Source organism: Chromobacterium subtsugae (genome assembly GCF_035919665.1).
In the GTDB taxonomy this organism is placed as follows: Bacteria; Pseudomonadota; Gammaproteobacteria; order Burkholderiales; family Chromobacteriaceae; genus Chromobacterium; species Chromobacterium subtsugae.
Genome location: NZ_CP142381.1, coordinates 4,695,521 through 4,719,262, shown reverse-complemented (window position 1 = coordinate 4,719,262; position 23,742 = coordinate 4,695,521). Strand labels below are relative to the sequence as shown.

Annotated in this window: 19 protein-coding genes; 13 read left to right on the top strand and 6 right to left on the bottom strand. The window is 66.2% G+C overall.

Annotation, left to right across the window (positions count from 1 at the left end):
- Position 1: 1 nt before the first annotated feature.
- Positions 2-1,159 carry a DNA polymerase IV gene (dinB, locus tag U6115_RS22545; RefSeq protein WP_052257884.1) on the top strand — a complete coding sequence of 386 codons (1,158 nt, stop codon included), beginning with the start codon at positions 2-4 and terminating at the stop codon, positions 1,157-1,159.
- On the opposite strand, the gene U6115_RS22540 is transcribed toward dinB, so the two are convergent.
- From U6115_RS22540 to U6115_RS22515, 6 genes are all read right to left on the bottom strand, one after another.
- Positions 1,146-3,884 (bottom strand): M16 family metallopeptidase, encoded by a 2,739-nt coding sequence (locus U6115_RS22540; protein WP_043571736.1) that lies wholly within the window; start codon positions 3,882-3,884, stop codon positions 1,146-1,148. The two genes, dinB and U6115_RS22540, sit on opposite strands and share 14 nt — an antisense overlap.
- A 195-nt stretch (positions 3,885-4,079) precedes the next feature.
- The gene (gene rodA / locus U6115_RS22535; protein WP_043571738.1) at positions 4,080-5,177 is read right to left on the bottom strand and encodes a rod shape-determining protein RodA; all 1,098 of its coding nucleotides are present in this window, start codon (positions 5,175-5,177) and stop codon (positions 4,080-4,082) included.
- Positions 5,158-7,098: a penicillin-binding protein 2 gene (mrdA, locus tag U6115_RS22530; RefSeq protein WP_043571741.1), complete on the bottom strand. Its 1,941-nt coding sequence runs from the start codon at positions 7,096-7,098 to the stop codon at positions 5,158-5,160. The genes rodA and mrdA overlap by 20 nt, the downstream gene beginning before the upstream one ends.
- Before the next feature lie 14 nt (positions 7,099-7,112).
- On the bottom strand, positions 7,113-7,616 hold the full coding sequence (gene mreD, locus U6115_RS22525; RefSeq protein WP_043571742.1) for a rod shape-determining protein MreD: 504 nt from the start codon (positions 7,614-7,616) through the stop codon (positions 7,113-7,115).
- Between the two features lie 6 nt (positions 7,617-7,622).
- Positions 7,623-8,531 carry a rod shape-determining protein MreC gene (gene mreC / locus U6115_RS22520; RefSeq protein WP_043571745.1) on the bottom strand — a complete coding sequence of 303 codons (909 nt, stop codon included), beginning with the start codon at positions 8,529-8,531 and terminating at the stop codon, positions 7,623-7,625.
- A 65-nt stretch (positions 8,532-8,596) separates the two neighbouring features.
- Entirely contained in the window at positions 8,597-9,640 is a 1,044-nt protein-coding gene (locus U6115_RS22515; RefSeq protein ID WP_011137903.1) for a rod shape-determining protein, read from the bottom strand.
- A gap of 344 nt (positions 9,641-9,984) precedes the next feature.
- Here U6115_RS22515 and gatC point away from each other — a divergent pair, with 344 nt between their 5' ends.
- From gatC to ftsW, 12 genes are all read left to right on the top strand, one after another.
- On the top strand, positions 9,985-10,272 hold the full coding sequence (gene gatC, locus U6115_RS22510) for an Asp-tRNA(Asn)/Glu-tRNA(Gln) amidotransferase subunit GatC (RefSeq protein WP_043571747.1): 288 nt from the start codon (positions 9,985-9,987) through the stop codon (positions 10,270-10,272).
- An 84-nt stretch (positions 10,273-10,356) separates the two neighbouring features.
- On the top strand, positions 10,357-11,808 hold the full coding sequence (gene gatA, locus U6115_RS22505) for an Asp-tRNA(Asn)/Glu-tRNA(Gln) amidotransferase subunit GatA (RefSeq protein ID WP_043571749.1): 1,452 nt from the start codon (positions 10,357-10,359) through the stop codon (positions 11,806-11,808).
- Between the two features lie 165 nt (positions 11,809-11,973).
- Positions 11,974-13,401, top strand: coding sequence for an Asp-tRNA(Asn)/Glu-tRNA(Gln) amidotransferase subunit GatB (gene gatB, locus U6115_RS22500; RefSeq protein ID WP_043571969.1), 1,428 nt, complete (start codon positions 11,974-11,976; stop codon positions 13,399-13,401).
- Positions 13,402-13,795: 394 nt separating this feature from the next.
- Positions 13,796-14,242 (top strand): division/cell wall cluster transcriptional repressor MraZ, encoded by a 447-nt coding sequence (mraZ, locus tag U6115_RS22495; protein ID WP_043571751.1) that lies wholly within the window; start codon positions 13,796-13,798, stop codon positions 14,240-14,242.
- Positions 14,239-15,201, top strand: a complete 963-nt coding sequence (gene rsmH, locus U6115_RS22490; RefSeq protein WP_043571753.1) for a 16S rRNA (cytosine(1402)-N(4))-methyltransferase RsmH — start codon at positions 14,239-14,241, stop codon at positions 15,199-15,201. Before mraZ ends, rsmH begins: the two co-directional genes overlap by 4 nt.
- Positions 15,198-15,470: a cell division protein FtsL gene (gene ftsL, locus U6115_RS22485; RefSeq protein ID WP_043571755.1), complete on the top strand. Its 273-nt coding sequence runs from the start codon at positions 15,198-15,200 to the stop codon at positions 15,468-15,470. Before rsmH ends, ftsL begins: the two co-directional genes overlap by 4 nt.
- Positions 15,470-17,221 carry a peptidoglycan D,D-transpeptidase FtsI family protein gene (locus U6115_RS22480; protein ID WP_043571757.1) on the top strand — a complete coding sequence of 584 codons (1,752 nt, stop codon included), beginning with the start codon at positions 15,470-15,472 and terminating at the stop codon, positions 17,219-17,221. The genes ftsL and U6115_RS22480 overlap by 1 nt, the downstream gene beginning before the upstream one ends.
- A gap of 3 nt (positions 17,222-17,224) precedes the next feature.
- Complete coding sequence (locus U6115_RS22475; RefSeq protein ID WP_043571759.1) at positions 17,225-18,706, top strand: UDP-N-acetylmuramoyl-L-alanyl-D-glutamate--2,6-diaminopimelate ligase; 1,482 nt, start codon at positions 17,225-17,227, stop codon at positions 18,704-18,706.
- Entirely contained in the window at positions 18,703-20,067 is a 1,365-nt protein-coding gene (locus tag U6115_RS22470) for a UDP-N-acetylmuramoyl-tripeptide--D-alanyl-D-alanine ligase (RefSeq protein WP_043571761.1), read from the top strand. The genes U6115_RS22475 and U6115_RS22470 overlap by 4 nt, the downstream gene beginning before the upstream one ends.
- A gap of 1 nt (position 20,068) precedes the next feature.
- Positions 20,069-21,154 carry a phospho-N-acetylmuramoyl-pentapeptide-transferase gene (gene mraY / locus U6115_RS22465; protein WP_043571763.1) on the top strand — a complete coding sequence of 362 codons (1,086 nt, stop codon included), beginning with the start codon at positions 20,069-20,071 and terminating at the stop codon, positions 21,152-21,154.
- Positions 21,155-21,165: 11 nt separating this feature from the next.
- Positions 21,166-22,527, top strand: a complete 1,362-nt coding sequence (gene murD, locus U6115_RS22460; protein WP_043571765.1) for a UDP-N-acetylmuramoyl-L-alanine--D-glutamate ligase — start codon at positions 21,166-21,168, stop codon at positions 22,525-22,527.
- A complete protein-coding gene (gene ftsW, locus U6115_RS22455; protein ID WP_047236411.1) occupies positions 22,524-23,681 on the top strand; it encodes a putative lipid II flippase FtsW in 1,158 nt (385 codons plus the stop codon). Before murD ends, ftsW begins: the two co-directional genes overlap by 4 nt.
- Positions 23,682-23,742 lie beyond the last annotated feature (61 nt).

Below are 23,742 nucleotides of genomic sequence, written 5' to 3'. Positions count from 1 at the left end.
GATGAACGCCCCGCTGCGCAAGATCATCCACGTCGATTGCGACTGCTTCTACGCCGCCATCGAAATGCGCGACGACCCCAGCCTGCGCGAAATGCCGCTGGCGGTGGGCGGGCGGCCGGAGACGCGCGGCGTGATCGCCACCTGCAATTACATCGCGCGCCGTTACGGCGTGCATTCGGCGATGTCGTCGGCGCGCGCGCTCAGGCTGTGCCCGGAGTTGGTGATCCTGCCGCCGGACATGGCGCGCTACCGGCTGGCCAGCCAGCAGATCATGGCCATTTACCAGCGCTACACCGAGGTGATCGAGCCCTTGTCGCTGGACGAGGCCTATCTGGACGTCACCGGCCAGCCGCACGAGCAGGGCAGCGCCACGCTGATGGCCGAGGCGATCCGCCGCCAGATCCGCGAAGAGGTGGGCATCACCGCCTCGGCCGGCATCGCGCCCAACAAATTCCTGGCCAAGGTGGCCAGCGACTGGAACAAGCCCGACGGCCAGTTCCTGGTGCGGCCGCGCGACATCGACGCCTTCGTCGCGCTGCTGCCGGTGGAGAAGGTGCACGGCGTCGGCCGGGTCACCGCCGAGCGCCTGCACCGGCTGGGCATCCGCAGCTGCGGCGACCTCAGGCGCTGGACCGCGGCCGACCTGTTCCGCCATTTCGGCCGTTTCGGCGAACCGCTGCTGGCGATGGCGCAGGGGGTGGACAACCGCCCGGTGTCGACCGACCGCAGCCGCAAATCCATCAGCGTCGAGGAGACCTACGCGCAGGACCTGCCGGATCTCGCCAGCTGCCTGGGGCGGCTGGCGGAGCTGGTGGACCGGCTGCAGGCGCGGCTGGCGCGCAACGGCAATCCCGAATTCAAGGGCCTGTCGGTGAAGCTGAAGTTCGACGACTTCACCCAGACCACGGTGGAGCAGCCCGGCTACGCGCTGGGGATGGCGGCCTTCGGCCAGCTGCTGCGCACCGGCTTCGCCCGCGGCGCGCGGCCGGTGCGGCTGGTGGGAGTGGGGGTGAAGCTGGCGGACGAGCACGACCTGCCGCGCCAGCTGCGGCTGTTCGGCCGCGACGGCCGGCCGCTGCCGGACACCCAGCCGGACGGCCAGGCCGAGCTCTCCGCCGATGCCCAGCCGGACGGCGGCGGCCCGGCTAGTCGCGCTTGAGCGCCGCCGGCGCCTTGGCGGCGAAATCGCCGGCGTAGACCTCCACCAGGCTTGCCGGTTTCAGGTAGCGGCGCAGCGCGGCGTTGACGTCGGCCGGCGTGGCCTGCTGCAGCTTCCGCTCCAGCGCCGCCTGGAACGCCATGTCGCGCCCTTGGTCCAGCTGTTGGCTGAGCATGCGGCTGAGGGTGTCGTCCTGCGCCCGGGCCAGTTGCGCCGATTGCAGCAGCGAGCGCTTGGCGTCGGCCACTTCCTGCGCGCTGACGCCGTCGCGCAGCAGCCGCGCCAGCTCCTCGCCGACGCCGTGCTGCAGCTTGGCCAGGTTTTGCGGCGCGTAGATCGCGTACAGCTGCCAGCTGGCCACCGGCTGGCGGCTGTCGACGCTCAGCGCGCTGCCGGCGCCGTAGCTCAGGCCGTCCTGCTGGCGCAGGCGTTGGAACAGCCGCGACTGGCTTTCGCCGCCCAGGATGTGGTTGGCCAGCAGCAGCGCCGGGTAGTCGTCGTCGGTATCCTGCACCGCCAGCGGCAGCGCGGCCAGGTAAGCGGCATTGGCCTTGTCGGCGATCTGCAGCAGCTGCCGGCCGGCTTGCGGTTGCGGCAGCTTGTCGTCCAGCCGGCGATAAGGCGCCGCGCTGCGCCAGTCGCCGAAGCGCTGGTTCAGCTGGCGGCCGATGGCGTCGGCGTCGAAATCGCCGACCAGCGCCAGCCGCGCCTGGCCCGCGCCGTAGAAGCCGCGGTGGAAGCGCCGCAGTTGCTCCAGGCCGACCGCGTTCAGCTCGGCCAGCTCTTCGTCCAGCGCCGGGACATGGCGGATGTCGCCGGCGGGGTAGCGGTTGAGCCGCTGGCCTAGCGCGCGCGCCGCCTGCGCCTGCGGGTTGTCGCGCAGCGCCGCCAGCCGGGTGCGGTTGGCCTCGCGCAGCTTGTCGAATTCGGCGGCCGGGAAGCTGGGCTCGCGCAGCAGCCGGGCGATCAGGTCTATCAGCTGCGGCAGGGTGTCGCGCTGGCTGGTGAAGCCGACGCGCACTTCCTGGCCGCTGCCGCTGATCTGCAGCGAGGACTTGAGCTGTTCGATGCGGTTGGCGATGTCGGCCTGGCTGAGGCCGGCCGCGCCCTTGTCCAGCATGGCGGCGGTCAGCCGGCTGGCCAGGCGCTGGCCGGCCAGGCTCTCGGCGTCGCCGAAGGCGAAGCTGAAATAGCCGCTGACGGCGTGGCCGCGGGTTTGTTTCGGCAGCAGCGCGGCCTCTGCGCCATTGTCCAGCGTCAGTTTGCGGCTGCGCTGCTCGATATTGGCCGGGCTGGGGTCGAAGTTTTCGCCTTGGGCCAGCGCCGGCTTGCCCTGGTAATCCTTGACCATCGCGGCGACGTCCGGCGCGGGCGGAATCGCGCTGCGGTCGGGATGCGGGGTCGGCAGGTATTCGCCCAGCGTGCGGTTGCTGGGCTTCAGGTAGTTTTCCGCCACCTTTTGCACGTCGGCCACGGTCAGCCGCTCGATGCGGTCGCGCTCGAGGAAGAACAGCCGCCAGTCGCCCAGCGCGATGGCTTCGGTCAGCGCCAGGCTCAGCGCCTGCGGGTCGCTGACCGTTTGCTCGAACTGGTTGAGCCAAGCGGCGCGGGCGCGGTCCAGCTCGGCCTGGACGATGGGATGGCGGCGGATGTCTTCCAGCGTGGCCAGCATGACGCGGCGCGCCTCGGCCGGCTTTTGCCCCTTGGACAGCGTGGCCCAGTACGACACGTAGCCGGGCTCGGCCAGCGCCGGGCTCAGCGCCGACACCTTGACCGCGTGGCGGCCGTCGACCAGCGCCTGGTACAGCCGGCCGCTGGGGGCGTTGGTCAGGATGTGGTCCAGCGCCTGCAGCGCCGCCCAGTCCGGATGGCTGCCGGCCGAGGCGTGGTAGAGCGCGGCCAGCAGCGTGGTGTCGCCGGCGCGGCGGACCGTCACCTTGCGCGCGCCGTCGCGCTGCGGCTCTTCGGTCCAGGTGGGCGTCAGCGCGCGCGCCGGGCGCGGCACGGCGCCCAGGCTGTCACGCGTCAGCGCCAGCGCGCGCGCCGGGTCGAAGCGGCCGCTGATCACCAGCACCGCGTTGTCCGGCTGGTAATACTTGCGGTAGAAGGCGCGCAGATTGTCGATGCGCACCTTTTCCACGTCGGAGCGCGCGCCTATGGTGTTGTGGCCGTAGTTGTGCCAGTCGAAGCTGACCGCCGTCAGCTGCTTCCACAGCGCGCGGAACGGGTCGCTTTCGCCCATCTCCATTTCATTGCGCACAACCGAGAACTCGCGGTCCAGGTCTGCGCGGGCGATGCGGCTGTCCGTCATGCGGTCGGCCTCCATCCGCAGCGCCCAGGCCAGGTTGTCGTCGTCGGCGGGGAAGGTTTCGAAGTAGTTGGTGCGGTCGAGGAAGGTGGTGGCGTTGGCCTGCATGCCGCGGCGCGACAGCTCGTCCATCACGTTGGCGATGCGCGTGGTGCCTTTGAACATCATGTGTTCGAGCAGGTGGGCCATGCCGGTTTCGCCATAGCTTTCGTGGCGGCTGCCGACCAGGTAGGTCAGGTTGACGGTGATGGCGGCCTGGGAAGCGTCCGGCGCCAGCAATAGGCGCAGGCCGTTGTCCAGCCGGTATTCGCTGACGCCTTCCACGCTGGCGTAAGGGGCGGGCAATGCGGCGGCGCGGGCGGGAGCGGCCTGGCTCACGGCCAGGACCAGCAGCAGGCCCAGGGTTTGGATTCGCATGGTCTGACTCCGCGGCGCTCCCGGCGGGAGGCCGCTTGGGCAAGTGAATGGCGGGATGGCGAAGTGTATATGATATGAAGTTTGATTTGAATAAATTGACAGCTAATTGTCATTATTATGGTGGTTGCAACACACCATATGGACGCGAAGCGAAGGGATTTGGTTCCGGCGCGGCGGCCGGAACCGGAGGCAAGCTTACAGCCGGCGCAGATTGCTGATGCCCATCAGCATGCCCATGCCGATGAACAGCGTGACGGTGGCGGTGCCGCCGTAGGACATGAAGGGCAGCGGCACGCCGACCACCGGCAGGATGCCGGACACCATGCCCATGTTGACGAAGGCGTAGACGAAGAAGGACATGGTGATCGACGCCGCCATCAGCCGGCCGTACAGGGTCTGGGCGCTGGCGGTGATCATCATCGCGCGGCTGAGGATCAGCAGGTACAGCGCCAGCAGCACCACGTTGCCGGCCAGGCCGAACTCCTCGGAATACACGGCGAAGATGAAGTCGGTGGTGCGTTCCGGGATGTAGTCGAGGTGGGTTTGGGTGCCGTTGAGCCAGCCCTTGCCCCACGGCCCGCCGGAGCCGATGGCGATCATCGACTGGATGATGTGGTAGCCGGTGCCCAGCGGGTCGGTGGTGGGGTCGATCAGGGTCAGCACCCGCTTGCGCTGGTAGTCGTGCAGATGGTTCCACACCAGGGGCAGGCTGGCGGCGAACATCACCGCGCCGGCCAGGATCACCTTCCACGGCAGGCCGGCGAAGAACAGCACGAACAGGCCGGCGGCGGCGATCAGCAGCGTGGTGCCGAGGTCGGGCTGCTTGAGCACCAGCGCGCTGGGAATGGCGATCAGCAGCGCCGCGATCAGGTAATGCCACCAGCGCAATGACAGTTCGTATTTCTGGAAGAACCAGGCCAGCATCATCGGCAGCGCGATCTTGAGGATTTCCGACGGCTGGATGCGGGTGACGCCCAGGTTCAGCCAGCGGGTGGAGCCGTTGACGGTGATGCCCTTGAAATGCACCGCCACCAATAGCAGCACGCCCAGCACGTAGATCGGCGGCGCGAAGTTCATCACGCTTTGCGGCCGCATGCGGGCGATCAGCCACATCACCAGCAGCGACAGCACGGTGTAGGCCAGCTTGTTGTCTATCTTGTCGAAGGACTGGTTGTTGGCGGAGTACAGCAGCACCATGCTGACCGCGAAGATCAGCCCCAGGAACAGCATCATCCAGCCGTCCAGCGGCTCCTTGATCTGCAGCCAGATGCGCTTAATCAGGGGTGTCTTCATGCGTGTCCCCGTTTTCCATCGGTACGGTCTTGAGCAGGCCGGCCAGGTCGGTCGGCACCTTGCCCAGCAGGTAGTAATCGAACAGGCCGCGCGCCACCGGCGCGGCGGCGGCGGCGCCGAAACCGGCGTTTTCGACGATGATGGCCACCGCGATCTTGGGTTTTTCCACCGGGGCGAAGGCGATGAACCAGCTGTGGTCGCGGTATTGCTCGGCCAGCGCGGCGGCGTTGTACTTGGCGCCCTGCTTGATCGCCACCACCTGCGCGGTGCCGGTCTTGCCGGCCATCGAATACTTCAGGCCGACGCCGACGCGGGCGCCGGTGCCCGAGATCATCACATTGTGCATGCCTTCCTTGATGTAGTCGAAGTACTCCTGCGGATAGGGCAGCTGCCGGACCGGCGCCGGTTCGATCTGGCGCACCTGGCCGGTTTTGGAGTCCACCACCTGCTGCACCAGGTGCGGTTTGAACACCTGGCCGTTGTTGGCCATGATGGCGGTGGCGTTGGCCATCTGCAGCGGGGTGTAGGCGTTGAAGCCCTGGCCGATGCCGATGCTGACCACGTCGGCCGGATACCAGCGCCGCACCTCGGGCTTGTAGCGGGCGAAACGCTTGGCCTTCCATTCCTTGCTCGGCAGCACGCCGCTGGCCTCGCCGTCCAGGTCGATGCCGGTCTTGCTGCCCAGGCCGAAGGAGCCGACCACCGGGTGGATCTTGTCTATGCCCATGTCCCAGGCCAGCTTGTAGAAGAAGGTGTCGCTGGAGACGGTGATGGCGCGCTGCAGGTTGACCATGCCGTTGCCGCCCTTCTTGCTGTCGCGGAACTGGTGGCTGGAGCCGGGCAGCGTGAAATAGCCGGGCGCCGGACGGATGTCGTGCAGGCCTATGCTGTGGGTGGTGAGGGCCGCCATCGCCATGAAGGGCTTGAAGGTGGAGCCGGGCGGATAGGTGCCGCGCAGCGCGCGGTTGACCAGCGGCTTCTGCCAGTCGGTGTTGAGCGCGGCCCAGGTCTGGCTGTCGATGCCGTCGATGAACAGGCTGGGGTCGAAGCCGGGTTTGGACAGGAAGGCCAGCACGCCGCCGGTGGACGGGTCTATCGCCACCAGCGCGCCGCGGCGCTCGCCGAACAGCTTGTCGGCCATTTCCTGCAGCCGGATGTCCAGCGCCAGCTTGAGCGTGTTGCCGTTGACCGGCGGCGTGCGGCGCAGGCTGCGCACCGCGCGGCCGCCGGAGTCGGTTTCCATTTCCTCGAAGCCCACCTGGCCGTGCAGGTCTTCCTCGTACACCGCTTCCAGGCCGGTCTTGCCGATGTAGTTGCTGCCCTTGTAATTGGTGGTCTTGTCCTCGTCGGCGAGGCGTTCCTGGTCTTTCTGGTTGATGCGGCCGATGTAGCCCAGCACGTGGCTGGTCATTTCCTTGTACGGATAGTCGCGGAACAGCCTGGCCTTCACTTCGACGCCGGGAAACTGCCAGGCGTTGGCCGCCACCCGGGCGGCTTCCTCGTCGGTGAGCTTCACCTTCAGCGGAATGGCTTCGAAATTCTTGCTTTCGGCCAGCAGCTTCTTGAACAGCTTCTCGTCGCGCGGGCTGACGTCGGCCAGCTTCTTCAGCTTGTCTATGGTGGCGGCGAGGTCGGGAATCTTGCTCGGCGTCAGCTCCAGCGTGTAGGCGGAGTAGTTCTGCGCCAGCACGATGCCGTTGCGGTCGAGGATCAGGCCGCGGTTGGGCAGGATGGGCACCAGCGAAATGCGGTTGTTCTGCGCCAGCGTGGAGAAATGGTCGTGCTGCAGCACCTGCAGCCAGACGAAGCGGGCCAGCAGGAGCAGGAACATCAGGATGATCAGGCCGTAGGCGATGATCAGCCGCAGCTGAAACTCTTCTTCTTCAGTTTGCGGATTCTTGAAACGGGCGGGGCGGCGCATGGATCAGGCGGGTCTCATACCGAGTGGTGGCGATAGGGAATCAACATCAGCTTGGTCAACAGCGGCCACAGCAGCGCCCCTATCAGCGGCGGCAGGAAATAGCTCCAGCCGACGAAAGCGGAGCCGGTCAGCATCCGCACCACCACCATGATGATCTGGTTGGTCAGCATCAGGCCCAGCACCACCAGCGCCTGCTGCCCCAGGTTGAACATCACCAGCTGGCGCTGGCGGCTCAAGGCGAGAAAGGCGGTGACCGAATAGGCCAGCGCGTGCTGGCCGAACAGGCCGGCGGTGGACACGTCGGCGATGATGCCCATCATGAAGGCGATGCCGATGTTGACGCGGCGCGGCTGGTTGATCACCCAGTACAGGATCAAGAGGCCGATGAAATCGGGCAGCCAGCGGGTGCTGCCATGCGGCAGCGGCACCAGTTCGACCAGCACCGCGGCGACGAAGGTGAGCAGGATGAAGCGGCGCTTGACCGGCTTGAGCAATTCCTTGGGACGGTCCAACGACATCGGGGTCTACTCCTCGGCGGCGGCCTTTCTGCCGCCCCTGGTCTTTTTCTCTACAATCGCCGGCGCCTCGGCCGGGCGGGCGCGGGTTTCGCGGGCCTGCAGCACCAGCACGTAGCGGGTTTGCTGCACGCCGGCCAGCGGCACGGTGCTGACGCGGGTGAAGGCGGCGCCGGGATTGCGCTCCACCTTGCTCACCACCGCCACCGGAATGCCTTCCGGGAACAGCCCGTCCAGGCCGGAAGTCACCACCTGGTCGTTTTCCTTCACATCGGAGCTTTGCGGCAGATAGCGCAGCTCGACGCCGCCACCATAACCATAGAGGATGGCGCGCTCGCCGGTGCGGGCGATCATCACCGGCACCATCTGGTTCTTGTCGATGACCAGCGTCACCTCGGCGGTCAGCGGCTGCACCCGCGTCACCTGGCCCAAGAGGCCGCGCGGGTCAACCACCGGCTGGCCGGCCTGCAGCTTGGCGTCGTCGCCCTTGTCGATGATGATCTTGTACGAGAACGGGTCGCGGCCGGTGTACAGCGTCTCGGCGATCTGCGCCGAGTCGTCGCGCTGGGCGCGGATGGCGTTCAACGCGCGCAATTCGTTCAGCTCGCGCTCCAGCGTCTGCAGCCGCGACAGCTGCGCCGACATCTGCAGCTGGCGGGTGCGCAGCTCGGTGTTTTCCTGCTTCAGCTCGGTCTGGGAGGTCAGGTAGTCGCCGGCGTGGCGCACCGCCTGCGCCGGCAGGTTGACCGCGCGCTGCACCGGGTACAGCGCCAGCGACAGGGCTTCCCGCGCTTGTTCCATCAGGCCGTAGTGGCTGTCGCCTATCAATAGCGCGATCGAGGCCACTGCGCTCATCGCCAGGCGCGCAGCCGGAGGCGGCCCGGAGCGGAAAAAGCTGGGGGTGTTGGCGAAATCCATGGCCACAACCGCCGCGCCTTGACGGCGCGGCGTTCGCTCGGTTGGTTAAGGTCCGTTGCTGAAGTTTAAGGCACGTTGGTGAAAATGGTGCCGATCTTGTCCATTTTCTCCAGCGCCTTGCCGGAGCCGCGCACTACGCAGGTCAGCGGTTCTTCGGCGACGAACACCGGCAGGCCGGTTTCCTCGGCGAGCAGGCGGTCGATGTCCTTCAGCAGCGCGCCGCCGCCGGTCAGCACCATGCCCTTCTCGGCGATGTCGGCGCCCAGTTCCGGCGGGGTCTGCTCCAGCGCGATCTTCACCGCGGAGACGATCTGGTTCAGGGGCTCGGTCAGCGCTTCCAGGATTTCATTGGAAGACACGGTGAAGGCGCGCGGAATGCCTTCGGCCAGGTTGCGGCCCTTGACTTCCATTTCGCGCACTTCGGCGCCGGGGAAGGCGGAGCCGATGGTTTTCTTGATTTCCTCGGCGGTGGTTTCGCCGATCAGCATGCCGTAGTTGCGGCGGATGTAGTTGATGATGGCTTCATCGAACTTGTCGCCGCCGACGCGCACGCTGTTGCTGTACACCACGCCGCCCAGCGAGATCACGCCCACCTCGGTGGTGCCGCCGCCGATATCCACCACCATCGAGCCGGTCGGCTCTTCCACCGGCAGGCCGGCGCCGATGGCGGCCGCCATCGGCTCTTCGATCAGCTCGACGCGGCGCGCGCCGGCGGCCAGGGCGGAGTCGCGGATCGCCTTGCGCTCCACCTGGGTGGAGCCGCAGGGCACGCAGATCACGATGCGCGGGCTGGCGGCGAAGAAGCGGTTCGGGTTCACCTTCTTGATGAACTGCTTCAGCATCTGCTCGGTGACGGTGAAGTCGGCGATCACGCCGTCTTTCATCGGACGGATCGCCTGGATGCTGCCCGGGGTGCGGCCCAGCATGCGCTTGGCTTCCAGGCCGACGGCCAGGATGGACTTCTTGTTGGTGGGCGCGTCGTTGTGGATGGCCACGACGGAGGGCTCGTCCAGCACGATGCCCTTGCTGCGCATGTAGATCAGGGTGTTGGCGGTGCCAAGGTCGATGGCGAGGTCGTTGGAGAAGTATCCGGTCAGCGAACGAAACATTGGGCGATCCTGGTCAGTTTTCGTCAGGGGCGGACGCCGGCGGCGCCCGTGAATTCCAGTTTATCTGTCATAGGCCCAAGCTCCACCCGCAGGCGGGCAAAAAGCGCTGCTGTCAGCGTCGCGTGAGGGCGGGATGTGCGCCCAATCGGCTGGCCTTGAGCAGTTCTTGCCCGGTGGTCCGGGGGGGTGGAAACTGGCCTGCGTTGCTTGGCCCCGGCGCGCATTGCCGAGGCGGCGGAAAATGCCGTCAGCGCGCGTCGTGGCGCAATCTCGATCTTGGGAGAATCAAACGGGGTATGATACCCTATAAAGCTTGAAATATTAAAGGTTTTAACGAGGACGCCATGTCGCTGACGCACCAGGATGTCGCACGGATTGCCAAGCTTGCCCGCATCGATGTGAACGAGGCGGAAATCGCCGCCACTGCGGACAAGCTCAACGATATTTTCAGCCTGATCGAGAAGATGCAGGCGGTGGACACCTCCGGCATCGAGCCGATGGCCCATCCGCAGGACGTGTCCTTGCGGCTGCGCGACGACGCCGTCACCGAAACCAACCGGCGCGAGGCCTTCCAGGCGGTGGCGCCGCAAGTGGAAAAGGGCCTGTTCCTGGTTCCCAAAGTGATCGAGTAAGCCCTCTGATCGGCCCCGGCGCGCTTGGTTCCCCATCGCGGCGCCGTCCGGGCCAGACTATCCGGATAGCAAGACCAAATCGAAATGACACAAGCCACCCTCAAGCAATTGTCGCAACAGCTGGCGGCCAAGGAAGTTTCCAGCGTGGAACTGGCCGGCCAGTATCTGGACCGCATCGAGGCGCTGAATCCGGCGCTCAACGCGGTGATCACGGTAGACCGGGATAAAACCCTGGCCGAAGCCCGCGCCGCCGACGCGCGCATCGCCGCCGGCGACGCCCACCCTCTGGCCGGCGTGCCGCTGCTGCACAAGGACCTGTTCTGCCAGCAAGGCTGGAAGACCAGCTGCGGCTCGAAGATGCTGGACAACTTCGTCTCGCCTTACAGCGCCCACGTGGTGGAGCAATGCGCCGCCGCCGGCATGGTGACGCTGGGGCGCGCCAATATGGACGAATTCGCGATGGGCTCGTCCAATGAGAATTCCTTCTACGGCGCGGTGAAGAACCCGTGGGACCTGAACGCCATTCCGGGCGGCAGCTCCGGCGGCTCCGCCGCGGCTGTCGCCGCGCGCCTGGCGCCGGTGGCCACCGCCACCGACACCGGCGGCTCCATCCGCCAGCCGGCCAGCCATTGCGGCGTCACCGGCATCAAGCCGACCTACGGCGTGGTGTCGCGCTACGGCATGGTGGCTTTCGCTTCCTCGCTGGACCAGGGCGGCCCGATCGCCCAGACCGCCGAAGACTGCGCGCTGATGCTGAACGTGATGGCTGGCTTCGATGCGCGCGACTCCACCAGCCTGGAGCGCGCCCGCGAAGACTACAGCCGCGATCTGAACCAATCCTTGGCCGGCTTGAAGGTGGGCCTGCCCAAGGAGTACTTCGCAGCCGGCCTGGATGGCGAGGTGGCGCGCGCGGTCGACAACGCGGTGGCCGAACTGAAGAAGCTGGGCGCCGAGGCGGTGGAAGTCAGTCTGCCCAACACCGAGCTGTCGATCCCGGCTTACTATGTGATCGCCCCGGCCGAGGCCTCCACCAACCTGTCCCGCTACGACGGCGTCCGCTACGGCCACCGCGCCAAGGACTACAAGGACCTGGTGGAAATGTATGAAAAGACCCGCGCCGAAGGTTTCGGCGACGAGGTCAAGCGCCGCATCCTGGTGGGCAGCTACGTGCTGAGCCACGGCTACTACGACGCCTACTATCTGCAGGCGCAGAAGATCCGCCGCCTGATCGCCAACGACTTCAAGGCCGCGTTCGACCAGTGCGACGTGATCCTGGGGCCGGTGGCGCCGACAGCCGCCTTCGATTTGGGCCAGATGTCTTCCGACCCGGTAGAGATGTATCTGTCCGACATTTATACCTTGTCGGTGAACCTGGCCGGTCTGCCTGGCATGAGCGTGCCGGCCGGCTTCGCCGCCAACGGCCGCCCGATCGGCCTGCAGATCATCGGCAACTACTTCGCTGAAGCCAAGATGCTGAACGTCGCGCACCAGTTCCAGCAGGCGACAGACTGGCACGCCAAGGCGCCCGCGCTGTAAGCCGGCGGCTGCGCGACGCGAATGCGGCGTTGGGCGCGCTTGCCGTACCAAACCCGTCTGCGCGTGCCCGCCTTGTCTTCGCGCCGCTTGCGAGCAGGCTAAGAGTTTACGTTTCCAAGAGCGCGGCTGAGCTTGCGTTCTGGCATGAATAAGGATTTTCCGACCATGAAATGGGAAGTCGTAATCGGTATCGAGGTGCACGTGCAGCTCAATACCGTCTCCAAGATTTTCTCCGGCGCCAGCACCGCCTTCGGCGCCGAACCGAACACCCAGGCTTCCGCGGTGGAGTTGGCGCTGCCCGGCGTGCTGCCGGTGCTGAACCGCGCGGTGGTGGACAAGGCGATTCGCCTGGGTTTGGCGCTGGACGCCAACATCAACCAGAAGAACGTGTTCGCCCGCAAGAACTACTTCTATCCGGACCTTCCCAAGGGTTATCAGATCAGCCAGATGGACCTGCCCATCGTCGAGGGCGGCAAGCTCAAGATTCTGGTCGGCGATCAGGAAAAGGTCATCGGCGTGACCCGCGCCCACATGGAAGAAGACGCCGGCAAGAGCCTGCACGAAGACTTCCAGGGCCTGTCCGGCATCGACCTGAACCGCGCCGGCACGCCGCTGCTGGAAGTGGTGTCCGAGCCCGACATGCGCTCGGTCGACGAGGCGCTGGCCTACGTCAAGGCCTTGTACACGCTGGTGACCTGGCTGGGCATCTGCGACGGCAATATGCAGGAAGGCAGCTTCCGCATGGACGTCAACGTATCGGTGCGCCCGGAGGGGCAGAAGGAATTCGGCACCCGCCGCGAGATCAAGAACCTCAACTCCTTCCGCTTCCTGGAGCAGGCCGCCAAGTACGAAATCCAGTGGCAGATCGACACCCTGGAAGACGGCGGCAAGGTGCAGCAGGCCACCGTGCTGTTCGACCCGGACAGCGGCGAGACCCGCATGATGCGCAGCAAGGAAGACGCGCACGACTACCGCTACTTCCCGGACCCTGACCTGCTGCCGGTGCGCATCTCCGACGAGCAGATCGCCCGCATCCGGGGCGAGATGCCGGAGTTGCCGGCCGCGATGCAGGCCCGCTTCGTGGAAAGCTACGGCGTGTCCGCCTACGACGCGGCGCTGCTGACTTCCAGCCTGGCCCAGGCCGAGTATTTCGAAGCCGTGGCCAAGGCTTCCGGCCAGGGCAAGCTGGCCGCCAACTGGATCAACGGCGAAATCGCCGCGCGGCTGAATCGCGACGGCAAGGACATCGCCGATTGCCCGATCTCGGTGGCGCGCTTGTCCGGCCTGATCGTCCGCATCGCCGACAACACCCTGTCCAGCAAGCTGGCCAAGCAGGTGTTCGAAGCGCTGTGGGACAGCGAACTGTCCGCCGATGACATCATCGAGCGCGACGGCCTGAAGCAGGTGTCCGACATCGGCGCTATCGAGAAGATGGTGGAAGAGGCGATCGCCGCCAACCCCAAGGCGGTGGAGGAATTCCGCGCCGGCAAGGAAAAGGCGCTGAACGCGCTGGCCGGCCAGGTGATGAAGGCGTCCAAGGGCAAGGCCAACCCGGCCCAGGTCCAGGATATCCTGCGCCAGAAGCTGGGCTGAGCTGATTTACTCAAACAACATGCGGCTGGTTTAAGCCGCATGTTGTTTTTTAAATACAACCCTGAAACTGCTAGCGGGTAAAGTGTTTCTTTTATTGAAGATACTTGTGCGTCAGAGAGTTCCATCGGCAATTATTGCCGCCATGTTGCATCCCCTATGATCCGCAATGTTCACGTCCCACTTTTATTGGTGATTTTAAGTCACTGATTTATCACGGATTCCATTTTTACACCCGTCCGTAAGTCATTGTCGCAAAAGGCGAATTAGAGAATTCCTATGTTGACCGTGGGGCGGTTCTTTCTTATAGTGGCGAAAAGTGGGATAAAGTGGGTGAAAGTGGGGCAAATGCCCCCCGGGGCGACGGCTCCGTTTTCTCGGTCAGCGGGTTCAAATCATGATTGGTGGCGTCAGTATCCTGTCTCTCGATAGCAAGGGGCGTTTGGCTATTCCGGCCAAACACCGCGAGACACTGCTGTCCGCGTTTGGCCACAAGCTGATCGTCACCCTGGAATCCCAAGACCACCTGCTGCTGTATCCCGAACCCAACTGGCGCCCGGTCGAGGCCCGCCTGCTTGCCCTTCCCACCGGCAATCCCACTCTGAAACGCTATCAACGGCTGGTGCTTGGCCACGCCGAAACCCTGGAAATGGATTCCGCCGGCCGCGTGCTGCTGCCGGCCCGCCTGCGCGAACTGACCGCGCTGGACAAGGACGTCGCCCTGGTAGGCATGGGCAACCGCTTCGAATTGTGGAATGCCGAGGAATGGGACAGCCAGACCGCCGACGCGCTGGCCATCGACCAGGCCGACCTGGCCCAACACCTTGGAGACTTCACGCTGTGAGCACCCCCACCTTCGTGCATCGCACGGTATTGCTGACCGAAGCGGTCGACGCGCTGGCCATCCGGCCCGACGGCGTCTACGTCGACTGCACCTTCGGTCGCGGAGGCCACAGCCGCTTGATCCTGTCGAAGCTTGGCCCGAACGGCCGGCTGATCGCCTTCGACAAGGACCCGGAAGCCATCGCCGTCGCCGACCGGCTGGCGGCGGAGGATTCCCGCTTCAACATCGTTCACAACGGCTTCGAGACGCTGTCGTCGGAACTGGCGCGCCTGGGCGTGGCCGGCGTCGACGGCGTGCTGATGGATCTGGGCGTGTCCTCGCCGCAGATCGACGACGGCAGCCGCGGTTTCAGCTTCCGTTTCGACGCGCCGCTGGACATGCGCATGGATACCACTCGCGGCGTCACCGCCGCCGAATGGTTGGCAACGGCCGACGAGGCCGATATTTCTGAGGTGATCAAGACTTATGGTGAAGAGCGGTTTGCTCGCAAGATCGCAGCAGCCATTGTTGCGCAACGGGGGGAATACCCCATCACGACCACGCGCGAGCTCGCTTTGCTCGTTGGGCAAAACGTCCGTACTCGGGAACCGGGTCAAGACCCGGCTACGCGCACCTTCCAGGCGATCCGGATCTTTGTGAACCGCGAGCTGGACGAATTGAAGTCGGTGCTGCCGCAGGCGGCGCGCCTGCTGGGCGAGCGCGGCCGCCTGGCGGTGATCAGCTTCCATTCGCTGGAGGACCGCATCGTCAAGCAGTACCTGCGCGACGTCAGCAGCGAGGAAAAGCTGCCGGCCTGGGCGATGGTGCGCGCGGCCGACATGGCCAAGCCGCCTATCGCCCTGGTGGGCAAGGCGATACGCGCCGGCGACGAGGAAGTGCGCGAGAATCCGCGCGCCCGCAGCGCCATCATGCGCGTGGCCGAGCGCACCGCCGCGCCGTGGCGGGAGGCGGACGCATGAACAAGCTCAACGCGATGCTGCTGGCGATGACCGTCTTCTCCGCCTGGTCGGTGGTGACGTCCACCCACGTGTCGCGCAAGCTTTACAGCGATCTGCAGAAGGAAACCAAGTCCGGGCAGCAGCTGGAGGTGGAATACGGCCAGCTGCAGCTGGAGCAAAGCACCTGGGGCGCGCACGCGGTGATCGAGAAGGCCGCGTCCACCCGTCTTGACATGCATACCCCGGATCCGCGCCAGATCCAGGTGATATCCCCCGGAGGGAAGATTTGATGCGAGCCGGCAGCAACTACAGCGTTCGTCAGCGGCCGATGTCGGCCAGTCCGTCCCTGCGCATGACCAGCACCCGCGTGCGCTGTGTGCTGTTGATGCTGGCGTTGCTGTTTTTCGCGCTGGTCTGCCGCGCGATGTATCTGCAGGTGGTGCAGCAGGACTTCCTGCAGAACCAGGGCGAGGCCCGTTTTCGCCGCGCGCTGACGCTGGAGGCCAACCGCGGCGTGATCACCGACCGCAACGGCGAGCCGTTGGCGATCAGCACCCCGGTGCAGACCATCTGGGCCAGCCCCGCCGACATGGAGCCGGTGCCGCCGGCCAAGCTGCGCGAACTGGCCGCCTTGCTGGATCTGTCGCCGGAAGAGCTGTCGGCCAAGCTGTCCGACCGCAAGAAGGAATTCGTCTACATCAAGCGCCAGATCAGCCCGGAGCAGGCTGACAAGGTGATGGCGCTGGGCATTCCCGGCATCGCCAAGCAGCAGGAGTTCCGCCGCTTCTACCCGGCCGGCGAAATCGTGTCGCACATCATCGGTTTCACCGGCGTGGACGGCAAGGGCCAGGAAGGCGTCGAGCTTGCCCGCGAAAAGATGCTGGCGGGTAAGGACGGCCGCCGCGTGGTGTTGAAGGACCGCCGCGGCCACATCATCGAAGACGTCGCCGCGATCGAGCCGCCGCGCGACGGCCAGAAGCTGGCGCTGGCGATAGACCACCGCATCCAGTACCTGGCCTACCGCGAGATCAAGGCCGCGGTGGAAACCAACAAGGCCAAGGCCGGCAGCGTGGTGGTGCTGGACGCCCATACCGGCGAACTGCTGGCCTTGGCCAACTACCCGTCGTTCAACCCCAACAACCGCGTCGGCGTGACGCCGGAAATGATGCGCAACCGCGGCGTGATCGATCTGTTCGAGCCCGGCTCCACCATGAAGCCGCTGTCGATCGCGCTGGCGCTGGAGCACGGCAAGGCCAATCTGAACACGGTGCTGGATACCCACAGCTACATGATAGGCCCGGCCACCATCCGCGACGTGTCGCCGCAGGCCAGCCTGGGCATTCTCGGCATCATCCAGAAGTCGTCCAACGTCGGCACCAGCAAGCTCGCGCTGATGAACAGCCCGGAAGAGTTCTGGAAGCACTACGACGCGCTGGGCTTCGGCCGCGCGCCCAACACCGGCTTCCCCGGCGAGGCCAGCGGCCGGCTGCGCGACTGGCACCACTGGCGGCCGATCGAGCAGGCGACGATGTCCTTCGGCTACGGCGTGTCGGTCAGCCTGATCCAGATGGCGCGCGCCTACACCATTTTCGCCAACGACGGCGTGATGCTGCCGATCGCGCTGTACAAGACCAGCAACCCGATGCCGGGCAAGCGGGTGATCGACGTCAAGACCGCGCACGAGATGCGCGACTTATTGATCGCCAACAGCCAGCCGGGCGGCGGCGCCGTCGGCGGCCGCATCATCGGCTACAGCATCGGCGCCAAGAGCGGCACCGCGCGCAAGCTGGAAGGCCGCACCTATGTGGCCAACAAGCACCGCGCGCTGTTCATGGGCTTCGCGCCCGGCCATGCGCCCAAGGTGATCGTGGCGGTGATGATAGACGAGCCCTCCGCCGGCAAATATTACGGCGGCGCGGTGTCGGCCCCGGTGTTCTCGCAGGTCGCCGGCGGCGCGCTGCGAGTGCTCAATGTACCGCCCGACGAGCCATCCAATAACACTTTATTGCCGGAATCGACCCCCGTTCCGGCGGATTTCTGAACCATGAAGAGTCGTCTGATCGCCTTGCCGGACTGGGATCCGGCCGCGTTGAACCAGCTGGGCCTGACCATCAAGCGAGTGGAGGCCGACAGCCGCCGCGTGCTGCCTGGCGACGTATTTCTCGCCTGCCGCGGCGAGTTCGCCGATGGCCGCGATTTCATTGCCGCTGCGCTGGAAAAAGGCGCGGCCGCGGTGCTGTGGGACGACGCCGACGGCTTCGCCTGGAATCCGGCCTGGCAAGTGCCCAACCTGGCGGTGCCCAATCTGCGCGAGCGCGCCGGCATCGTCGCCGCCCACGTGCTGGGCGAGCCGGCGCGCGACCTGACCGTGGTCGGCATCACCGGCACCAACGGCAAGACCTCCATTTCGCACTGGCTGGCGCAGGCCTTTTCGCTGCTGGGCCGCAAAGCGGCGTTGATCGGCACCGTCGGCAACGGTTTTTACGGCCAACTGACCGAAACCACCCACACCACGCCGGACCCGGTGACGGTGCAGCATAAGCTGGCCGAATACCGCCGCCAGGGCGCGCACGTGGTGACGATGGAGGTGTCCAGCCACGGCCTGGACCAGTTCCGCGTCAACGGCGTGGCCTTCGCGACCGCGGTGTTCACCAACCTGACCCGCGACCATCTGGACTACCACGGTTCGATGCAGGCTTACGGCGAATCCAAGAAGAAGCTGTTCTTCTGGGAAGGCCTGAAGCAGGCGGTGATCAATGCCGACGACGCTTTCGGCCGCCAGCTGGCCGCCGAGATCGATCCCAAGATTACGCAAGTGGTGACCTACGGCCTGGAGCAGGGCGATGTCCGTCCGCTGGCGCTGGCCGCCACGCTGGAAGGCCTGCAACTGACCGTGACCACGCCGTGGGGCGTGACCGACGTGCGCACCGGCCTGGTCGGCCGCTTCAACGCCGCCAATCTGCTGGCCTGTCTGGCCACGCTGTGCGTCAACGGCGTCAGCCTGCAGGACGCCGCCGCGGTGATGGCGCGCATCCAGCCGGCGCGCGGCCGCATGCAGAGCATAGGCGGCACCCATGAGCCGCTGGTGGTGATCGACTACGCCCACACGCCCGACGCGTTGGAGAAGGCGCTGGCGACGCTGGGCGAAATCCGCCCGGCCGGCGGCCGGCTGTTCTGCGTATTCGGCTGCGGCGGCGACCGCGATCCGGGCAAGCGTCCGATGATGGGCGCCATCGCCGAGAAACACGCCGACGTGGCGGTGCTGACCAGCGACAACCCGCGCAGCGAGGACCCGCAAGCCATCATCCGCGACGTGTTGGCCGGCATGGACGCCGCCCGCGCGCACGTGGAGGCCGACCGCGAGGCCGCCATCCACTGGGCGGTGAGCCAGGCCAAGGTGGGCGACGTGGTGCTGATCGCCGGCAAGGGCCATGAGGAATACCAGGACGTCGCCGGCGTCAAGCGGCCGTTCTCCGACTTCCGCGTCGCGGAAGAGGCGCTCACCGCCTGGGGGCAGCAAGCATGATGACGCTGAGCCAAGCCGCCGACTTTGCCAAAGGCCGCCTGAGCGGCGCCGACGGCGAAGTGCTGCGCGTGATCACCGACAGCCGGCTGGCGCAGCCGGGCGATCTGTTCGTCGCGCTGAAGGGCGAGCGTTTCGACGCCCATGATTTCGTCGCCGAAGTGACGGCGAAGGGCGCGGCCGCGCTGGTGCGCGACGGCTTCGAGCTGGCGGGCGCCAGCCTGATCCAGGCCGGCGACGACACCCGGCTGGCGCTGGGCCGCCTGGCCGCCGGCTGGCGCGCCAGCCAGCCCGCGGTTCGCGTCGGCGTCACCGGCTCCAACGGCAAGACCACGGTCAAGGAAATGCTGGCCGCCATTTTGCGCGCGCACGCCGGCGCGGACGCCGTGCTGGCCACCGCCGGCAATTTCAACAACGACATCGGCCTGCCGCTGACCTTGCTGCAGCTGAAGCCGCAGCATCGTTACGCGGTGATCGAGATGGGCATGAACCATCATGGCGAGCTGCGCTACCTGACCGGCCTGGCGCGGCCGCGGGTGGCGCTGGTCAACAACGCGATGCGCGCCCACTTCGGCCATTTCGGCTCCACCGCTGAAGTGGCCCGCGCCAAGGCGGAGATTTTCGAGGGGCTGGAAGACGGCGGCGTGGCGGTGGTCAACGCCGACGACGCCAATCTGCCCTTGTTCCGCGCCGCCGCCGGCCCGCATCGCCAATTGAGCTTCGGCTTGGGCGCGGACGCCCAGATCGGCGCGCGCGCGCTGCGGATGGATGCGCTGCAAAGCCGCTTCACGCTGGTTTCCCCGCTTGGGGAGATCGACATCGCGCTGCCGGCTCCGGGCGAGCACAACGTGCGCAACGCGCTGGCGGCGGCTGCCGTCGCGCTGGCGCTGGAGGTGCCGCTGGCGGCCATCGCCGCCGGCCTGGCGGCCTTCGGCGGCGCCAAGGGCCGCCTGCAGATCAAGCAAGGTCCGCGCGGCCTGACCGTGATCGACGACAGCTACAACGCCAACCCGGATTCGATGAAGGCCGGGCTGGACGTGCTGGCCGGCCAGCCGGGGCCGCGCTGTTTCGTGATGGGCGACATCGGCGAGCTGGGCGAGGCCGCGCCGGCCTTGCATGCCGAAGTCGGGGAACATGCGCGCCTGCGCGGCATCGAACAGCTCTTCGCGCTGGGCGAGCTGTCGCGCGGAGCCGTCGCCGCTTTCGGCGCCGGCGCGCAGCATTTTGATTCGATTGACGAGTTGTTGGAGTGCCTGGATAGCCGGCTGGCGTCGGGTACCGCCGTTCTGGTCAAGGGGTCGCGCTTCATGCGCATGGAACGGGTGGTGGAACACCTGATGCACGCAAACACAGAGGGAGTATAAGGTGCTGCTTTGGTTGGCTGATCTGTTGGGCTCGCACATCCGGGCCTTCAATGTTTTCAATTACATCACGCTGCGCGCGGTGATGGCGGCCCTGACTTCGCTGGCGATTTCGCTGCTGCTGGGGCCGTGGGTGATCCGCAAGCTGACCGAATTGAAGGTCGGCCAGGCGGTGCGCAACGATGGTCCGCAAACCCACCTGGTCAAGGCCGGCACGCCGACCATGGGCGGCTCGCTGATCCTGCTGGCCATCACCATCACCACGCTGCTGTGGGCCGATCTGTCCAATAAATACGTGTGGCTGCTGCTGGCGGTGATGCTGGGCACCGGCGCGCTGGGCTTTTACGACGATTGGCGCAAGGTGGTGTACAAGGACCCGAAAGGCGTGTCCGCCAAGTTCAAGATGGCGTGGCAGTCGGCCATCGCCATCGGCGCCGGCGTGTTCCTGATCGCCACCGCCAAGCTGCCGGCGTCCACCGAATTCATCGTGCCCTTCTTCAAGACCGTCGCCTATCCGCTGGGCGCGGTGGGCTTCTGCGTGCTGACCTACCTGGTGATCGTCGGCACCTCCAATTCGGTCAACCTGACCGACGGCCTGGACGGCCTGGCCGCGCTGCCCACCGTGATGGTGTCGGCCGGCCTGTCGATCTTCGCCTACGCCGCCGGCCACGCGGTGTTCTCCAAGTATCTGGGCGTGCCCTTCATTCCCGGCGCGCACGAGGTGGTGGTGTTCTGCGCGGCGATGTGCGGCGCCTGCCTGGGCTTCCTGTGGTTCAACGCCTATCCGGCCCAGGTGTTCATGGGCGATGTCGGCGCGCTGGCGCTGGGCGCCGCGCTGGGCACCGTCGCGGTGATCGTGCGCCAGGAAGTGGTGCTGTTCATCATGGGCGGCCTGTTCGTGGTGGAAGCGCTGTCGGTGATGATACAGGTCGGCTCGTTCAAGCTCACCGGCAAGCGGGTGTTCCGCATGGCGCCGCTGCATCACCATTTTGAATTGAAAGGCTGGAAGGAGACGCAGGTAGTGGTGCGTTTCTGGATTATCACCATGATGCTGGTGCTGGCCGGCCTGTCCACGCTGAAGCTGCGCTGAGGATAGCGACGATGGATTACGCCAATCGACAAGTGATGGTGGTGGGGCTGGGAGGCTCGGGGCTGGCGGCCGCGCGCTACCTGGCCGCCCACGGCGCACGTGTCAGCGCGGTCGACGCCAATCCGTCCGCCGAGCGGCTGGCCGAGCTGGAGCGCTGGCTGCCGGGCACGCCAGTGTCGCGCGGCGAGTTCACCGCCGCCACCTTCGCCGGCATGGAGCTGCTGGTGGTCAGCCCCGGCGTGCCGCTGGCCAACCCGGCCATCGCCGCCTTCCGCCGCGCCGGCGGCGAGGTGGTGGGCGACATCGAACTGCTGGCGCGAGCGATCCAGGGCGACGGCAGCAAGGTGATCGCCATTTCCGGCTCCAACGGCAAGAGCACCGTCACCAGCCTGGTCGGCCATTTGTGCGAAGCCGCCGGCCTCGATACCGTGGTCGCCGGCAATATCGGCCTGGCGGTGCTGGACGCCCAGTTTGCGCGCGAGCAAAGCGGCAAGCGGCCGGACGTCTGGGTGCTGGAGCTGTCCAGCTTCCAGCTGGAGTCCACTTTCAGCCTGCGCGCCGACGCCGCCACCGTGCTGAACATTTCCGAGGACCATCTCGACCGCTACGCCGACCTGTTGGACTACGCCCACGCCAAGACCGCGGTGTTCAACGGCGACGGCCTGCAGGTGCTGAACCGCGACGACCCGCTGGTACGCGCCATGGTCCGCCCCGGCCACGAGGTGAAGTGGTTCTCGTTGCAGGGCGAGGCCGACTACGCGCTCTCGCGCGGCGACGGCTACCGGCTGAGTGTGGCCGGCGAAGCGGTGTTCGACTGCGCCGACATGCAGCTGCAAGGCCTGCACAACGCCGCCAACGCGCTGGCCGCGCTGGCGCTGTGCCAGGGCATAGGCCTGCCGCTGAACACGCTGCTGGACGGGCTGAAGACTTTCCGCGGCCTCGCGCATCGCGTGGAGCTGGTAGACGAATTCGACGGTGTTGCGTTTATCGATGATTCCAAGGGCACCAATGTCGGCGCCACCGAAGCGGCGCTGGACGGCATGACCCGTCCGGTGGTGTTGATCGCCGGCGGCGACGGCAAGGGGCAGGATTTCGCGCCGCTGAAGGCGGCTTGCCGGCGCGCGGCGCGCGCGGCGTTGCTGATCGGCCGCGACGCCGGCCGCATCGAGGCTGCGCTGGAAGGCAGCGGCGTCGCGGTGGAACGCTTCGACACGCTGGAGGCGGCCACGCGCCGCGCGGCGGCTTTGGCCCGGCCGGGCGACGTGGTGCTGCTGTCGCCGGCCTGCGCCAGCCTGGACATGTTCCGCAACTACGCGCACCGCGCCCAGGTGTTCATCGACACCGTCGCGGCGCTGAAGGCGGAGCGGCGATGAACCGCAACCCGGCGCGCCATTACGTGGCGATCACCCCGTTGGACGAAGCGCTGGCCTGGGCGCTGGCGCTGTTGCTGTCGATCAGCCTGGTGATGGTGTATTCGGCGTCTATCGCCTACGCGGAAGCCGACGCGGCGACGCAGAACCGCTACTTCTACCTGATCCGCCACGTGGTATTCATGGTGATCGGCCTGGCGGCGGCGTACATGGCGTTCCAGATCCCCACCGGCTTCTGGCAGAAGTATTCGGGGAAGATCTTCCTGATCGGCTTGGTGATGCTGGTGCTGGTGCTGATTCCCGGCATCGGCAAGGTGGTGAACGGTTCGCGGCGCTGGATCAACCTGCTGGTGCTGAATCTGCAGCCGTCGGAGGTGATGAAGTTCGCGGTGGTGCTGTACGCGGCTGACTACACGGTGCGCAAGAGCCACCTGTTGCACAGCATCAAGGAAGGTTTTCTGCCGATGTTCATGGCGATGGTGGTGGTGGCTTTCCTGCTGCTGCGCGAGCCGGACTTCGGCGCGCTGATGGTGGTGATGAGCATCGCGATGGGCCTGCTGTTTCTCGGCGGCATCAATATGCGCATCTTCTCCGGGCTGGCGGTGATGGCGGTGGGCGCGATCGTGGTGTTGATCATTTCCTCGCCGTACCGGCTGAAGCGGGTGCTGGGCTTCATGGACCCGTGGGACGATCCCTATGGCAAGGGTTATCAGCTGAGTCACTCGCTGATCGCGATCGGACGTGGAGAATGGTTTGGCGTGGGCTTGGGCGGCAGCATCGAAAAGCTGTTCTACCTGCCGGAGGCGCACACCGACTTCATCATGGCGGTGATCGCCGAGGAGTTCGGCTTCGCCGGCATCTGCGTGGTGGTCGGCCTGTATGCCTGGATCGTGCGCCGCGCTTTCCATATCGGCGTGGAGTCGAAAAAGCTGGAGCGCTACTACCAGGCGCTGGTGGCGCAGGGCATAGGCATTTGGCTGGGCATCCAGGTGTTCTTCAACATCGGGGTGAACATGGGCCTGTTGCCGACCAAGGGTTTGACGCTGCCGCTGATGTCGTTCGGCGGTTCGGCGATGCTGATGAATTTGATCGCGGTGGCGGTGCTGCTGCGGGTGGACTACGAAAACCGAAGGATTATGCGGGGCTATAAGGTTTAGCCCCGCATAAAGAAAGGCTGCAAGCCTTTCCAGGCGCCTTGGCGCCGTGTCCTTTGGTTTC

Bases quoted from the DNA above. Each gene is read 5' to 3' on its own strand.
- dinB (WP_052257884.1), top strand. From the start codon at position 2: ATGAACGCCCCGCTGCGCAAGATCATCCACGTCGATTGCGACTGCTTC.
- U6115_RS22540 (WP_043571736.1), bottom strand. From the start codon at position 3,884: ATGCGAATCCAAACCCTGGGCCTGCTGCTGGTCCTGGCCGTGAGCCAG.
- rodA (WP_043571738.1), bottom strand. From the start codon at position 5,177: ATGAAGACACCCCTGATTAAGCGCATCTGGCTGCAGATCAAGGAGCCG.
- mrdA (WP_043571741.1), bottom strand. From the start codon at position 7,098: ATGCGCCGCCCCGCCCGTTTCAAGAATCCGCAAACTGAAGAAGAAGAG.
- mreD (WP_043571742.1), bottom strand. From the start codon at position 7,616: ATGTCGTTGGACCGTCCCAAGGAATTGCTCAAGCCGGTCAAGCGCCGC.
- mreC (WP_043571745.1), bottom strand. From the start codon at position 8,531: ATGGATTTCGCCAACACCCCCAGCTTTTTCCGCTCCGGGCCGCCTCCG.
- U6115_RS22515 (WP_011137903.1), bottom strand. From the start codon at position 9,640: ATGTTTCGTTCGCTGACCGGATACTTCTCCAACGACCTCGCCATCGAC.
- gatC (WP_043571747.1), top strand. From the start codon at position 9,985: ATGTCGCTGACGCACCAGGATGTCGCACGGATTGCCAAGCTTGCCCGC.
- gatA (WP_043571749.1), top strand. From the start codon at position 10,357: ATGACACAAGCCACCCTCAAGCAATTGTCGCAACAGCTGGCGGCCAAG.
- gatB (WP_043571969.1), top strand. From the start codon at position 11,974: ATGAAATGGGAAGTCGTAATCGGTATCGAGGTGCACGTGCAGCTCAAT.
- mraZ (WP_043571751.1), top strand. From the start codon at position 13,796: ATGATTGGTGGCGTCAGTATCCTGTCTCTCGATAGCAAGGGGCGTTTG.
- ftsL (WP_043571755.1), top strand. From the start codon at position 15,198: ATGAACAAGCTCAACGCGATGCTGCTGGCGATGACCGTCTTCTCCGCC.
- U6115_RS22480 (WP_043571757.1), top strand. From the start codon at position 15,470: ATGCGAGCCGGCAGCAACTACAGCGTTCGTCAGCGGCCGATGTCGGCC.
- U6115_RS22475 (WP_043571759.1), top strand. From the start codon at position 17,225: ATGAAGAGTCGTCTGATCGCCTTGCCGGACTGGGATCCGGCCGCGTTG.
- U6115_RS22470 (WP_043571761.1), top strand. From the start codon at position 18,703: ATGATGACGCTGAGCCAAGCCGCCGACTTTGCCAAAGGCCGCCTGAGC.
- murD (WP_043571765.1), top strand. From the start codon at position 21,166: ATGGATTACGCCAATCGACAAGTGATGGTGGTGGGGCTGGGAGGCTCG.
- ftsW (WP_047236411.1), top strand. From the start codon at position 22,524: ATGAACCGCAACCCGGCGCGCCATTACGTGGCGATCACCCCGTTGGAC.